The 14,034-nt window shown below is 66.0% G+C and carries 12 protein-coding genes; all 12 read right to left on the bottom strand.

Going from position 1 to position 14,034, the window contains the following annotated elements:
• Positions 1 to 39: 39 nt before the first annotated feature.
• Positions 40 to 1,671, bottom strand: a complete 1,632-nt coding sequence (locus tag CH285_RS03045; protein ID WP_094644474.1) for a substrate-binding domain-containing protein — start codon at positions 1,669 to 1,671, stop codon at positions 40 to 42.
• Between the two features lie 20 nt (positions 1,672 to 1,691).
• Entirely contained in the window at positions 1,692 to 2,123 is a 432-nt protein-coding gene (locus tag CH285_RS03040; RefSeq protein WP_027495972.1) for a type II toxin-antitoxin system Rv0910 family toxin, read from the bottom strand.
• An 84-nt stretch (positions 2,124 to 2,207) separates the two neighbouring features.
• Positions 2,208 to 3,842: a solute symporter family protein gene (locus tag CH285_RS03035; RefSeq protein WP_032373078.1), complete on the bottom strand. Its 1,635-nt coding sequence runs from the start codon at positions 3,840 to 3,842 to the stop codon at positions 2,208 to 2,210.
• 11 nt (positions 3,843 to 3,853) lie between these two features.
• Positions 3,854 to 4,153 (bottom strand): DUF485 domain-containing protein, encoded by a 300-nt coding sequence (locus CH285_RS03030; protein WP_080729374.1) that lies wholly within the window; start codon positions 4,151 to 4,153, stop codon positions 3,854 to 3,856.
• A gap of 201 nt (positions 4,154 to 4,354) precedes the next feature.
• Positions 4,355 to 6,097, bottom strand: coding sequence for a sodium/solute symporter (locus CH285_RS03025; RefSeq protein ID WP_032388619.1), 1,743 nt, complete (start codon positions 6,095 to 6,097; stop codon positions 4,355 to 4,357).
• A gap of 6 nt (positions 6,098 to 6,103) precedes the next feature.
• On the bottom strand, positions 6,104 to 6,463 hold the full coding sequence (locus tag CH285_RS03020) for a hypothetical protein (RefSeq protein WP_027495968.1): 360 nt from the start codon (positions 6,461 to 6,463) through the stop codon (positions 6,104 to 6,106).
• A gap of 13 nt (positions 6,464 to 6,476) precedes the next feature.
• The gene (locus CH285_RS03015) at positions 6,477 to 7,280 is read right to left on the bottom strand and encodes a LytR/AlgR family response regulator transcription factor (RefSeq protein ID WP_032381697.1); all 804 of its coding nucleotides are present in this window, start codon (positions 7,278 to 7,280) and stop codon (positions 6,477 to 6,479) included.
• Complete coding sequence (locus tag CH285_RS03010; protein ID WP_032388618.1) at positions 7,277 to 8,449, bottom strand: sensor histidine kinase; 1,173 nt, start codon at positions 8,447 to 8,449, stop codon at positions 7,277 to 7,279. Before CH285_RS03010 ends, CH285_RS03015 begins: the two co-directional genes overlap by 4 nt.
• Positions 8,446 to 9,645, bottom strand: coding sequence for an alpha/beta hydrolase family protein (locus CH285_RS03005; protein WP_176458418.1), 1,200 nt, complete (start codon positions 9,643 to 9,645; stop codon positions 8,446 to 8,448). Before CH285_RS03005 ends, CH285_RS03010 begins: the two co-directional genes overlap by 4 nt.
• Positions 9,646 to 9,674: 29 nt before the next feature.
• Entirely contained in the window at positions 9,675 to 11,300 is a 1,626-nt protein-coding gene (locus CH285_RS03000) for a Na+/H+ antiporter (RefSeq protein ID WP_032373083.1), read from the bottom strand.
• 76 nt (positions 11,301 to 11,376) lie between these two features.
• Complete coding sequence (locus CH285_RS02995) at positions 11,377 to 11,565, bottom strand: antitoxin (RefSeq protein WP_032371276.1); 189 nt, start codon at positions 11,563 to 11,565, stop codon at positions 11,377 to 11,379.
• Positions 11,566 to 11,606: 41 nt separating this feature from the next.
• Positions 11,607 to 14,021, bottom strand: a complete 2,415-nt coding sequence (locus tag CH285_RS02990) for a cation-translocating P-type ATPase (RefSeq protein WP_094644473.1) — start codon at positions 14,019 to 14,021, stop codon at positions 11,607 to 11,609.
• Positions 14,022 to 14,034 lie beyond the last annotated feature (13 nt).

Genomic DNA, 14,034 nt, shown 5'->3' with positions numbered 1-14,034 from the left:
GTGACGGAGAGCACGCGGCGCACAGCATAGCCGCTCCCGTCACCGACCGGAACGGCTTCTCAGCGCATTGACGAAGACGTTCGGGATTTCGGCCGGGTTTCGCGCCACGAAGCTGGTACCCCCGGTAGCAGCAGAAATTTGTTGCAGCACACCGGCATCGGCGTCGTCGGTGATACCGATGGTGACGATGACGACCGGACGCGACGGGTCCTGTTCGGTGCGCAGTGTGGCCAGCAACTCGTCGAGCGAGATGCTGTTCGGATCCTCGTTGGCACCGTCGGTGAGGATGATGACGCTGTTCACCGCGTCGGGGTCGTAGCCCTGCTGCACGGTGCGGAACGCGGCCAACGTGGTGTCGTACAGTCCGGTTCCACCACCGACCAGGGACGGAAGGGTGCGGGTCTGCTGCAGCAGCACTTCACGCTGGGTCGTGTTGCCGACGTTCTCGTCCATACGCCGGATCGGTGCCAGCTCACGGTAATCCTGATCGCTGCCGCCGAGTCCGATGGAGAAGGCCCACAATCCCATCGACGCGTTGTCGGGAAACAGTCGATTCCCGGTCTCGCTGGCCTGCACCGTCATCGCGATCCGAGTGTTCGCCCCGGCGCTGTAGTTCATCGAGCCGGACACGTCTTCCATCACGAGCGTCCGCGACGGGAGCGCCAGCACCTGATATTGACGCAGCACCGATTCGGCAGCCTGCTGGTCGCCGATCGCCAGACTCTCGACGGCACCGATACCACGATCGGAATCGAGGGGCGCGTTGTCTTCCGACCGAAAACCGGCCTCGGACAACATCTCCCGACCTCGATCGGATTCGATGACCGCGGCCAGCGCGCTGCCGACCGACTTCGCGCTGTCGTGCCGCTCGCCTGCAGGCTCGGTGACGGCCAGCGGGAAGTTCAGGAAGATGCTGCCCGTCGGCGGTACCGTCGCACCGAGTTCGGCACCGGTGTCGTTTCGGTACTGCAACATGGTCTGCTCGGACACCACGGCCACGCCGCCGTCGGCCACCAGATCGTCCAACCGGGTGGTGGGATCGGCTTCGCCGCGGGTGGCGGCCTGAGCCTGAGCGATCGGCACGAGCGCCGTCGACACCGCATCGAGGGCCTTCTCGTCCCCACCCGCCTCGGCTACCGCCCCGAGGATCGCCGCGTCGGAGATGGTGTTGGCCAACGGATTACCGATGCGCAAACCTTCGAGCTTCAGTGCGGTGAGCCACGTGTCGAAGAACGGAACCTCGTCCTTGCGGGTTGCGAGGACGGCCGGGGTGCTCGCCACCGACTGGCTCGCCAGGTCGATCAGCGACGCGGTCGATCGCACTGTCTTGCCGACCCACAGCGACGAATCGGGAATCCAGAGCGAGGGAACGTCGTCGCCTTTGGCCACTGCGGCCGACACCTGACCCGACTCCATCGCCGTCACCGCCACCTCGGCACAACCGAGATCCTCGGGCGCGGAGTCGTCGACGATCTTCTGCAGTACCGGCGCGATCGCGGGGTCGGCAGCCAACGTGTAGTTCGACGGGTCACCGCAGTCGCTGCCGAAGACCTTCTGCGCCACGAACACTCCGCCTGCGACGATCAGAAGCAGGACGACGGCAACGACGACGTACTTGGCGAACCCTCTGTTGCCCGTCGCGGACGACGGCGCACTGTGCCTACCGGGCATGCATCTCCACTCCTACACCGTCAGGCGTAGATCTTGACGAACGTCTTCAGCGAGTTCTCGATGTCGCCCTTGAGTGCGCGAGCGACACCGGACCCGATGGGTCCGAACAACGGGGCACCGCCCAGGTTGACGTCGATCGTGATCTCGGACCCGTCGCCCTTGGACTTCACAGACAGGTCGAGACCGATCTTCACTCCGCCCTTGCCGTTGCCCTTGAGCTCGAGCTTCCGGGGCGGGTCGTAGGACTCGATCTTCCACGAGACGCGGTTGCGCATGCCCTTCACGCTGGCGATGGAGTCCAGGGTGGTGCCGACGGCCAGCTGCTCGGGCAGCTCACCGCGCCACGCTTCGTGGATGGAGAGCCACTGCTCGTAGCCGGACAGATCGGACGCATGCGCCCACGTCTGCTCGGGGGTCAGCGGGACGTCGAGGGAAACCTTCAGCTTGGCCACAGCAGGGATGGTAACCGCTGGACGAAAAATGCCCGTGTGAGGCCTTGCTCACACGGGCACTTCGCGAACAGTCCTACAGGTGGATCAGTGGGCGCTGGCCTTCTCCGCACCGATGCCGGTGAGAGAGCGAACCTCCATCTCGGCCTGCTTGTCGGTGTTCTCGGTGTCCTTCGAGATCAGCGTTCCGACGATACCGAGGATGAATGCCAACGGAATCGACACGATGCCGGGGTTGGACAGCGGGAACCACGCGAAGTCCGAGCCGGGGATCATCGACGTCTTCGATCCCGACACGGCCGGGGAGAAGATGATCAGCACGATCGTCGAGATCAGACCGCCGTACATGCTGAACAGTGCGCCCGTGGTGGTGAAGCGACGCCAGAACAGCGAGTACAGGATGGTCGGCAGGTTCGCTGCTGCCGCGACGGCGAACGCCAGCGCCACGAGGAAGGCGATGTTCTGCCCGTTCGCGAGGATGCCGAGGCCGATGGCCAGGATGCCGATGACGACGGCCGTGATCCGCGAGACCTTGACCTGCTTCTTGTCGTCGACCTTGCCCTTCTTGATGACGCTCGCATAGATGTCGTGAGCGAACGACGCCGACGCGGTGATCGTCAATCCGGCGACGACGGCGAGGATGGTCGCGAAGGCGACCGCAGAGATGACGCCGAGCAGAATGACGCCGCCGAGCTCGAAGGCCAGCAGCGGAGCTGCGGAGTTCTGACCACCGGCGGAGGCCAGGATGCGGTCGGGTCCGACGATCGCTGCGGCGCCGTAGCCGAGCACGAGGGTGAACAGGTAGAACGCACCGATGAGCGCGATGGCCCACACGACACTGCGACGAGCTTCCTTGGCGGTGGGCACCGTGTAGAAGCGCATCAGCACGTGTGGCAGACCTGCCGTACCGAGGACGAGTGCGATGCCGAGCGACAGGAAGTTGATCTTCGAGGTGGCGCTGCCGCCGTACTGGGCACCGGGCTCGATGACGTCGCGAGCACCGACGATCGGGTCGGCCGAGCTCGACACCATCGCCTGCGCACTACCGAGAAGCTCGGAGAAGTTCAGGCCGAACTTGGCGAGCACGAGCACGGTCATGAACGCGGCACCGGCGATGAGCAGAACGGCCTTGATGATCTGCACCCAGGTGGTGCCCTTCATACCGCCGATGAGCACGTACGCGATCATCAGCACACCGACGATGGCAATGACGATGGACTGCCCGGTGCGGTCGGAGATGTCGAGCAGCAGTGCGACGAGTCCGCCGGCACCTGCCATCTGAGCCAACAGGTAGAACAGCGACACCGTCAGCGTCGACAGTGCGGCCGCGGTACGAACCGGGCCCTGCTTGAGCCGGAAGCTCAGCACGTCCGCCATCGTGAACTTGCCGGTGTTCCTGAGCAATTCGGCGACGAGCAGGAGCGCGACGAGCCAGGCGACGAGGAACCCGATGGAGTACAGGAAGCCGTCGTAGCCGTAGACGGCGATGGCACCGGCGATACCGAGAAAGCTTGCGGCCGAGAGGTAGTCACCGGCAATGGCGACGCCGTTCTGCGGTCCGGAGAATCCGCCGCCCGCGGTGAAGAACTCCGCAGACGTCGCGTTCTTCTTGGAGGCGCGAATGACGACGGCCATCGTGATGAGGACGAACGCGCCGAAGATCGCGATGTTGACGAGCGGTTCACCGACCGTGGTGTCGGCGGCCTGGGCAAGTACATTCACGGCTTCTACATTCACGGCTTCGCTCCCTGGGAGGCTTCCATCTCGGCGCGCAGGGCTGCGGCGCGAGGATCGAGTTCACGGTTGGCGAACCGCACGTAGATGCCGGTGATGGCGAACGTGGTGACGAACTGGCCGAGGCCGAGCAGCAGACCGACGTTGATGTTGCCCCACACCTTGGTCGACATGAAGTCGACGGCGTAGGTGCTGAGCAGCACGTAGACGACGTACCAGACCAGGAAGAACCCGGCCATCGGGAACACGAAGCTACGCAGGCGGTGCCGGAGTTCCTGGAACTCGGGACTGGCCTGCATGTCGACGAACGCTTGCGCGTCCGGTGGCGAATTGGTTTCCGGTGCGGTCACCTTGGACTCCTGAAGTTGATGTGAGCTGTAGCTGACTCGGAACAGTAGTGAGAGTCAGGTCACAACATCAGGGGGTGGCGTCGATCACACGACGGGCTGCGGGAGTGTGCGACGAGCGGTAGCGCAGACCCGACGAACGGCCTCCTCTCGCTACAGCTCGCGCTCTCGGTCTTTGCCCATGTCGAGGCCTTCGGGCAGGTGCAGTCGGGCGAAGATTCGGGAGATGTCCGACGGCACCGTTCGCCGGGTAGCGAGGCTGACGACGATCATCGCGGCGAAGGCCACGGGAACGCTGACCGCGGCCGGGTAGCCGAGTATCGCTGCCGCCCAGCCCCCGAGGACGCCGTCGGAGATGGGGGTGACGACGGAGATCGACGCGGCGACGAGGGAGAGTCCGCCGCCGAGGAACAGCCCGGCCGCGGCTCCTGCTGCGGTGAGTCCGCGCCACCAGATGCCGAGCACGAGCAGCGGACACAGCGTGGACGCGGCGACGGCGAACACGAGCCCGACGGTACGCGAGAGATCCAGTGAGACAACGCCGATCGACAGTGCGAGTGGCACTGCGCCGGCAAGGACGGCCGCGACACGGAAGTCTCGGACCTTGCCCGAGAGCACGTCGGTGCTCAGGACGCCCGCGATGCTGACCAGCAGGCCGGACGACGTGGACAGGAAGGCGGCGATGGCTCCGGCGGCGACGAGTGCGGCCAGCAGCTGGCCGGGTACCCCCGACAGCACGGAGCCGGGCAGCAGCAACACCGCGGCGTCGGAGGCACCGGTGATCAGCAGCTGCGGCACGTAGAGCCGGGCGAACACACCGAGGACCGTCGGGAACAGATAGAACGTGCCGAGCAGCGCCAGCACGGTCAGCGAGGTCAATCGCGCGGCTCGGCCGTCGGGGTTGGTGTAGAACCGGACCAGCACGTGCGGCAGCCCGAGGGTGCCGAGGAACGTGGCCAGGATCAGTGAATACACCTGGTAGAGCGGGTGCTGACCGCCCAGTCCCCCGCCGGGCATCGCCCAGGCGCGGTCGGTGGTCGGTGCGCCGGCGACCACCGGAACCGGCGAGCCTGCGTCGAGGGTGAGCAGTGTCCCGGACCCGAGCCGGTGTTCGCCTGCATCGAGAGTCACACGTCCATCGACGCTCTGCTCGTCCAGGGTTCCTGTCACGGACGCCACGATCGGTGAGTCGACCTGCACGAGCACGTCGGTAGTGATGTCGACCCGGGTCTGCTCGGCGACGGTCGGCGGGGCCGCGGTACCGACGCTGCGGTCGTCGGCGACGAAGTGGACGGTCAGCACCAGTGCGGGGATGGCGATCGCGGTGAGCTTGAGCCAGTACTGGAACGCCTGCACGAAGGTGATCGAGCGCATTCCGCCGCCGACGACGTTCGCGATGACGATCAGACCGACCGCGAGTGCTCCCACCCAGCCCGGCACTCCGAGAAGGATGTTCAGCGTCAGGCCTGCACCCTGGAACTGCGGCACCAGATACAGCGCGCAGATCACCACCACCACGAGCATGGCCACGGTACGCAACCATGGTGCGCCGAGCCGGAATTCGACGAAGTCGGGCACCGTGTACGCACCGCTCCGACGCAGTGGAGCGGCGACGAAGAGCAGAAGACCGAGATAACCTGCCGTGAAGCCGACGGGATACCACAGCGCATCGGCACCGTACTTGGCGATGAGACCGGCGACACCGAGAAACGATGCGGCAGAAAGGTATTCGCCCGAGATAGCCGCGGCGTTCCACCGCGGTCCGACGGTCCGCGAGGCCACCAGGAAGTCGGAGGTGGTGCGCGCCAACCGAACTCCGTAGACACCGATGCCGACGGTGGCCAGCGCGGCCACGATCAACGCAATCAATGTCGCGACGGGTATCGATCCGTTCACCGGCGCCTAGTCCTCGACCAGGCCGACGAACTCGGCCTCGTTACGCTCGGCGCGGCGCACGTACGCGCGGCCGACGCCGAACAGCAACGGATAGATGGCCACCCCCAGCAGCAACCACGGCAACCCGATACCGAACGGCGCGACATCGGTGAAACGGGTGAGCAGCATGCCCAGCAGGGGAATCGCGAACAGGATCGACAACGTCATCACTGCCAGGCGCAGCGACAGCAGGAGTTGCGCACGCACCAGGCTTCGCACCAGCGCGTCGCCCACCTCGGTTTGCTCCTGCACCTCGACGCGGGTGCGCACCAGGCGCGCGCCGCGGCGCTGCGAGAGCACCACCCGCTCCCGGTGCGGCTGACTCACCGCGCACCTCTCGTCACCGCGACGACCACGACTGCAGCGGACCGCGCACGAGCCGGTCCTTGAGTTCTCTGGTGTGCCGCCGGCTCACCGGTAGCTCGCAGGCCGGCAGCGCGCCGGTGGCGCGCAGACACACCACCAAGCCCGAACCGACGCTTCTGATTCCGGTGACCAACGGAAGCGACACCAGATACGAACGATGCACTCGCAGGAAACCGGCATCGGCCCAACGACTTTCGAGAGCCGAGATGGGAATGCGCACCAGGTGCGAACCGGTGGCGGTGTGCAGCCGCGCGTAGTCACCGTCGGCCTCCACCCACGCCACCGACGACCGATGTACCAGCGTGGTGGTTCCACCGAGCTCGACCGGGATGACCTCGTCGGCAGCCGATTCGGCCGACTCGGCGGGCCGACGACGGGCGAGCAGAACCCGTCGGACGGCCTCGGCCAAGCGGTCGTCGCGCAACGGTTTGAGGAGGTAGTCCACCGCGCCCAGATCGAAGGCAGCCAGTGCTCGATCGTCGTGCGCGGTGACGAACACGACCGCAGGTGGCCGAGCGAACGCCGACAGGATTCCGGCGAGCTCGAGGCCGTCGAGGCCGGGCATGTTGATGTCGAGGAACACTGCATCGACCACGGATTGGCCGGAGGTCTGCTTGAGTTGGCGCAGGGCGGTGGTCGCGTCCTGCGCGGTGTACACCTCGGCCACGGCCTCCTGCTCGCGCAGCAGGAAAGCCAGCTCGTCCAGGGCAGGCCGCTCGTCGTCGACCGCCAGCACGACCAGCCCGCGCGCCGAACCGGAGTTCGCTGGATGCGTCATGCCCGCACCCCCGGCCTGAACTTGGGCACCCGCATGCTCACTTTCGTTCCTGCTCCCGGTGCGGTGTCCACGACGAGACCGTAGTCGTTTCCGAAGGCCGCCCGCAGCCGATCGTCCACGTTCGCCAGTCCGACGTGGGCCGCATCCTCGGTGTGCAGGCTGCCCGATCGCAGTACCTCGGGGTCCATTCCCACTCCGTCGTCCTCGATGCTGATCACGGCGTCGGTGCCCTCGTCGGCGGCAATGATCGTGACGCGACCGCCGTCGGCCTTGCCCGACAACCCGTGCCGGACGGCATTCTCCACCAGTGGCTGCAGCGCCAGAAACGGCAGCGCCACCCCGAGCACCTCGGGAGCCACCTGCAGGGTGACCTGCAGCGAATCGCCGAACCGGGCCCGTTCGAGCGTCAGGTACCGATCGATGTTGCGCAGCTCGTCGGCGAGCACGGTGAATTCCCCGGCGTTGCGGAAGGAGTACCGGGTGAAATCGGCGAATTCGAGCACCAGTTCCCGTGCCCGATCCGGGTCGGTACGGACGAACGACGCGATGGTGCCCAGCGCGTTGTAGATGAAGTGCGGGCTGATCTGGGCCCGGAGCGCACGCACCTCCGCTCGGTCCAACCGCGCCCGCGATGCGTCGAGTTCGGCGAGTTCGATCTGACCGAACGCGTAGCGCGCGACCTCCGCGATGGCCCCGAGCATGCCGGGCCCTGGTTCGGCCACCACCGCGGCACCGAGCACCCCCACCACCGGCGAATCCTCGTCGATCAACGGCTGCACCACCAGCGCTTTGACCTCGTGAATCGAGCCGAGCGGAAGCCGCACGAGCACGCGCCGCTGCCCGTCGACGGCGCGTCTGGCCGCCTCCACGAACGCCGGCGTCAACTCCTGCCACGGCCCGTCCCAGGCCAGCAGCGACGCACTCGGATCACAGATCCCCAATGCATCCGCCCCGGTCAGGACCCTGAGATGGGGAGCAGCGGCAGCAGCCGAGCGGGCATCGAGACCGTTCCGCAGCGGCTTCGCCGCCAACGACGCGGTATGCAGGGTGGCGTGAACCGCACGCTCCTCCGGGGTGGTCAGATCGCGTCGCCCACGCAAGCTGATCAGCGCGATGGCGGTGACGATCGCCGCCACGATCACCGCCATCCACGCCAGTGCCGCGGTCATCGTGCGCAGGTCCCGGTGGTCGGAACTTTCAAGAAGCGCTCGACGAGCCAGTCGACGCCGATACCGTTGGCGGCCAGATCCGCGTGCCCCTGCTCGGGTTCCGCACGCAGTTCCACGTCGTCGCCGAGTCCGCAGGCTTTCGCCACGGCGTCGCGGGTCCACTGCGGATCGATCAGGTCGTCGCGCTCGCCGACCAGAACGAACAGCGGAACATCGGTGCGGGACGTCGGCAGCGCCACCGATCGGAGCCAGTCCGTCATACGATTCGCGGCCCGGTCATCGGCCGGGACGGCATCGGCCGGATCGATGACGGCACCCGCGTCGGCCTTGGAGAAACCGAGCAGATCGCTGCACGCCGTCAGCGCGGTCACGTTGTCGGCGAAGGTGCCGCGGATGTAGTCGGAGCGCTCGACGCTCGGATCCGTGACGTGCAGACCCTCGTAGAGAAACGGCACCAGCAACTGACGGGACAGGGTCTGTTCGGTGTCGGCTGCGAAGTACCGCGTCAGATCGGCTGCAGGCGACAGCGCGGCGACTCCGACCAGTTCCAAACCGTCGCGGTACTCCGCATTACGCTCCGCAGCGGCCCAGACCGCTTGTCCCCCTTGAGAAGTGCCGATGGCACCCCATCGGGTTCCGACGTCGGGCACCACGGTACGCGCGGCGCGCACGGCATCGATGACGTCGTAGGCCGCAGCATCGATGTTCAGATACGCCGGATCCCCCGGAGTCCCCAGACCCTGGTAATCCGTCACCACCACGACGGTGCCGCGCTCGAGGAACGGCGTCACCAGGCCGATGGTGCCCAACAGGTTCGGATACAGCGAGGGCGCACACTCGTCGGTGACACCGGTGGTGCCGTGCCCGACCGAGACGATCGGCCAGCCACCGGCAGGCGCAGAACCCTTGGGCACGAACACCGTTGCCGATGCCTCGGTTCCGCCACCGGTGACGCCGTCGGTGGTGCGGTAGACGATCTTCGTGGCGGATCCACCCAGGAAGGCAACACCGATGTCGACCTGGCCGAGCGGCATCGACGAGACGATCGACCCGCGGTCGGAGCCCTCGGGTGCCGGATTCGACGTGGGTGCCGGATTCGACGTGGGTGCCGGAGCCACGGGAGGCACGGCAGGCGAACTGCACGCGGCGAGGGCGAACACGAGTGCCGCGGCGGCCACCAGTCCGGTCGACCTCACTGTCTCAGCGCTCCCACTGTGTTCGTCGTCTACGTCGTGCGTCGTTCGATGCGTGCCTCGGCCGCGATCTCTTCCACGTCCAGACCATTCAACACTGCGCGTAGGGCTTCGTCGTCCAACTCCCCCGAGTCGCGGGCGGCGATCAGTGCGGCCCGCTGCGCGACCAGGACATTGTGCCGCAGGGTGTCGAACAGCGCGCCGGCCGCCGCGATTCGCTTCTCGCGGTCCTCGGTCTCGTCCGCGTCCATCCGGGCTCGCACCGACCGCCGCACGCGCGCGATCACCTCGGCTACCCGGTCACTGTCGACGCCGGAGATGCCGTCCTTCGCGGCCCGCTCGAGGTAGGTCTCGGCAGCCGTGCGGGCGATGGCCTGCGAGAGCAATCGTTGGTTGTCGTTGCGTTGCTGCTCGAGTGGATCGGCGACGTCCAACCGCCGAATAAGGAGCGGAAGCGTCAGGCCCTGCAGCAGCAACGTTCCGACTGCGACGACGAACGCGACCGCTTGAATCACCGCCCGCCCGGGAAATTCGTCGCCGAGCACGGTGGTGAACGGAACACCCGCGGCTGCGGCGAGAGTCACCACCCCGCGCATCCCGGCCCACGACAGCACCAGGTTCTGCTGCCACGTCAGGCCGTCGGCCACCCCCTCGCGGCGAAACACCGTGCGAAAGAGCAGGTTTCTCCCGGAGTTGAAGAAGATCCAGGCCGGACGAACGACGATGACCACGAGCAGCACCAGCAGCGCGTACCCGAAAATATGGTGTACCGGAAGACCCTCGCGCTGCACCTCGGAGATGACGAACTTCAGCTGTAAACCCATGTACGCGAACACGAATGCTTCCAGCAGCAGGTCCACCGTGGGCCACACCTGGCGCTCCTGCACCCGGGTCGAGACCGACACGTCGGCCGTGACACGGCCCAGTACGAAACCTGCGGTGACGACGGCCAACACGCCGGACGCGTGGATCTCTTCCGCTGCCAGATACGCCGCGAACGGCAGGACGAGTCCGAGCACCGTCTCGAGCGCCGAGTCGGCGATCCGGTTTCGCACGAAACGAACGATGCGCGAGAGGACGAATCCGACCAGCACGCCGCCGACGATCTCGTACAGAAAGAACAGGACCGGTGAGCCGAGTTCGATACGACTGCCCGTCACCGACGCAACTGTCAAGGTGAACAAGGTCAACGCGGCCGCGTCGTTCACCAGGCTCTCCCCGGTGAGGATGGCCATCATTCTCGCGGGCAGGCCGAGCTTGCGGCCGACGGCGATCGCAGAGACCGCGTCGGGTGGGGCCACGACGGCACCGAGCACGAGGGCCGCACCCAGAGTCAGCTCGGGAACGAGCAGGTTGGCGAAGTACCCGACGGCCACGGTCGTCACGATCACCATCACCAGACCGAGGCGCAGGATCTGTCCGATGTTGCGGCGAAAACTGACGAAGGAGTAGTTCAGCGCCGCGGAGTACAGCAACGGCGGCAGCACGACACCGAGGATGAGCTGGGGCGAGAGACTGATGTGCGGTACGCCGGGCACGAACGATGCGATGGATCCGACGGTCACCAGAACGAGCGGGACCTGCAGGTCCAGACGCTTGGCGAATCCCGCGACCGCGATCGCGAAGATGACTACGAGAAGAAGTACCGGTCCGTCCACCCGCCCGATTCTGCCGCCCGCAGCGCCCTACGGCACCACCGACGACCCGAACACCGGGTGGACGGTCCGAATCGACCTACTTGTCCGGAATTGCCTTCTTGGCGGCTTCCTGCGCCTTGTCGATCTTGTCCGCGTACTTGCCGCCGGTCTTGTTGTCGATGAAGTCCCCGGCCTTCTCCACGACGTCGTCGATCTTGTCCGCGTTCTCTGCCGCAAGGTTCTTGCCCTTGTCGACCATGCCCTTCAAATTGTCTGCGAAGCCCATGAAACTCTCCTGCCAGTCGGGTGAAACGGAACGCCCCCAGTCTACGTTTCGTTCTGTCCGTTGCGCAGAGTCGTTCGATTACGCAGTACCGATCCGAATCGGTGGGCAATCTCGACGAGTGCGATACCGACAGCGCCGATGATCAACGCGCTCGTGGTGGCACCGACGTTCGAGGGATCGAGCTTGAAGAAGGTGCGGCAGAACGGGATTGCGAACAACAGCAGGTATCCGCCGACGGATCCCGCGAGCAGCACCACCTTCCACCAGGTGTACGGCCGCGCGACGACGGCCAGTACCCACAGCGCGATCATGATCAACGTGATCAGTGCGGTGGTGCTCGCCTGGGTCACCTGAGTCTCGGTGGCGTTCGGACCCGCGTAGGCCAGCAGATACGACACGAACGTGCACGAGCCGACGATCAACCCGGACGGAACGGCCAACCGCATCACCCGCGAGACGAACCCGCTGCGTGCCCGTTCGTTGTTCGGGGCCAGCGAGAGCACGAACGCCGGAATGCCGATGGTGAACCACGCGGCGATGGTCACGTGCCTCGGCAGGAAGGGATACGGAATCGGCTCGAAATGGAAGACCTGCGACAGCACTCCCGAGAGCCCGATGAGAAACGCCAGCAACACCGAGTACACGGTCTTGGTCAGGAACAGGTTGGACACGCGCTCGATGTTGCCGATGACGCGTCGCCCCTCCCCCACCACATAGGGCAACGTCGCGAACTTGTTGTCCAACAGCACGATCTGTGCGACGGCACGCGTGGCCGCACTACCCGAGCCCATCGAGACACCGATATCGGCGTCTTTCAGTGCGAGCACATCGTTGACGCCGTCACCGGTCATCGCAACGGTATGACCTCGAGACTGCAACGCGCCCACCATCGCACGCTTCTGGTCCGGCCGAACGCGGCCGAACGTCGTCGAGTTCTGCACGGTGTCGGCCAGTAGCTCGGAATCCTCGGGCAGGTCACGTGCGTCGATCGGGGCGTCGCCACCAGGAAGTCCGAGCGAGCCGGCGACCGCGCCGACCGACACGGCGTTGTCCCCGGAAATGACCTTGACCTGAACGTGCTGACTTGCGAAGTAGTCCAACGTGTCTCGGGCGTCCTCGCGCACCTTCTGCTCGAGAATCACCAGAGCCCGCGGGGTGACGACTCCCGGCGCCGCGGTGTCGTCGACGGCGAGGTCACTGCTGGCGAGCAGCAGTACCCGCAGACCCTTGGAGCCGGCATCTTCGGCCTGTCGCGCGGTCTCCGAGCTCGGGTCGAGCAACACGTCCGGGGCACCGAGCAGCCAGTTACCGTGCTCGCCGTACGACAGACCGCTCCACTTCTTGGCCGAGGAGAACGGGGCCACCGCGCTCTGCGTCCACCCCGGCGCGTCGGGGTACGCCTCGGCTACGGCCTGCACACTGGCATTGGGCCGCGGGTCGTCGTACGCCAGAGACGCCAATACCTTTGTCACCGAGTCGGAGTCGCGCTCGTCGATCAACACCAATTCCGAGAGCCGCATGCCGTTCTCGGTGAGGGTGCCAGTCTTGTCGGCGCACACCACGTCGACTCGGGCGAGCCCTTCGATCGCAGGCAGCTCCTGCACCAGACATTGCCGCTGACCGAGCCTGATGACGCCCACGGCAAAAGCGATCGACGTCATCAGTACGAGACCCTCGGGGACCATCGGGACCAGGGCCGCGACCATGCCGTTCAAGGCCGGCTTCAAAGCCTGCCCGCTGGAGAACAACTGGTTGTAGATGATCAGCGCCCCGGCCGGAATCATCAGGTAGGTGATGAATTTCAGGATCTTGTCGATACCGCTGCGGAGCTCGGACTTGACCAGGGTGAACTTGCTGGCCTCTTCGGCGAGCTTGGCCGCATAGGCGTCGCGTCCGACCTTCGTCGCCCGGTAGGCCCCACTGCCCGAGACGACGAAGCTACCCGAAAGTACCTGCGCTGCTTCGAGTTTGTGCACCGTATCGGCCTCGCCGGTGAGCAGCGACTCGTCGATCTCCAGGCTTGCCGTCTCGATCACCTCGCCGTCGACGACGATCTGATCGCCCGGTCCGAGTTCGACGATGTCACCGAGGACGACCTCGTCGGGCGGAATCTGTTGCGAGACACCGTCGCGTCGCACCTGCGGCTTGTTCTGGCCGACGATGGCCAGCCGATCCAGCGTGCGCTTCGCGCGGATCTCCTGAATGATTCCGATGCCACTGTTCGCGACGATCAACAGCCCGAACATGCCGTCGATCACCGAACCGGTCGAGAGCACGATGATCAGCAGCACACCGAGAATCGCGTTGATTCGGGTGAACACATTGCCCCGGACGATGTCGCGAACCGAACGTGAAGCACGAGCGGGAACGTCGTTCGATTTCCCCTCGGCCCGCAGTGCGGCGACCTCCGCCTCGGTCAGCCCGGTGTCCCGCTGTGCATCGGCGTCGATAGACATGGGTGCAGCCTAG

This window comes from Rhodococcus sp. 05-2256-B1 (assembly GCF_002258465.1).
In the GTDB taxonomy this organism is placed as follows: Bacteria; Actinomycetota; Actinomycetes; order Mycobacteriales; family Mycobacteriaceae; genus Rhodococcoides; species Rhodococcoides fascians.
This window is presented reverse-complemented; position numbering and strand designations above follow the sequence as displayed.

Bases quoted from the DNA above. Each gene is read 5' to 3' on its own strand.
- CH285_RS03045 (WP_094644474.1), bottom strand. From the start codon at position 1,671: ATGCCCGGTAGGCACAGTGCGCCGTCGTCCGCGACGGGCAACAGAGGG.
- CH285_RS02990 (WP_094644473.1), bottom strand. From the start codon at position 14,021: ATGTCTATCGACGCCGATGCACAGCGGGACACCGGGCTGACCGAGGCG.
- CH285_RS02995 (WP_032371276.1), bottom strand. From the start codon at position 11,565: ATGGGCTTCGCAGACAATTTGAAGGGCATGGTCGACAAGGGCAAGAAC.
- CH285_RS03010 (WP_032388618.1), bottom strand. From the start codon at position 8,449: ATGACCGCGGCACTGGCGTGGATGGCGGTGATCGTGGCGGCGATCGTC.
- CH285_RS03015 (WP_032381697.1), bottom strand. From the start codon at position 7,280: ATGACGCATCCAGCGAACTCCGGTTCGGCGCGCGGGCTGGTCGTGCTG.
- CH285_RS03030 (WP_080729374.1), bottom strand. From the start codon at position 4,153: ATGCAGGCCAGTCCCGAGTTCCAGGAACTCCGGCACCGCCTGCGTAGC.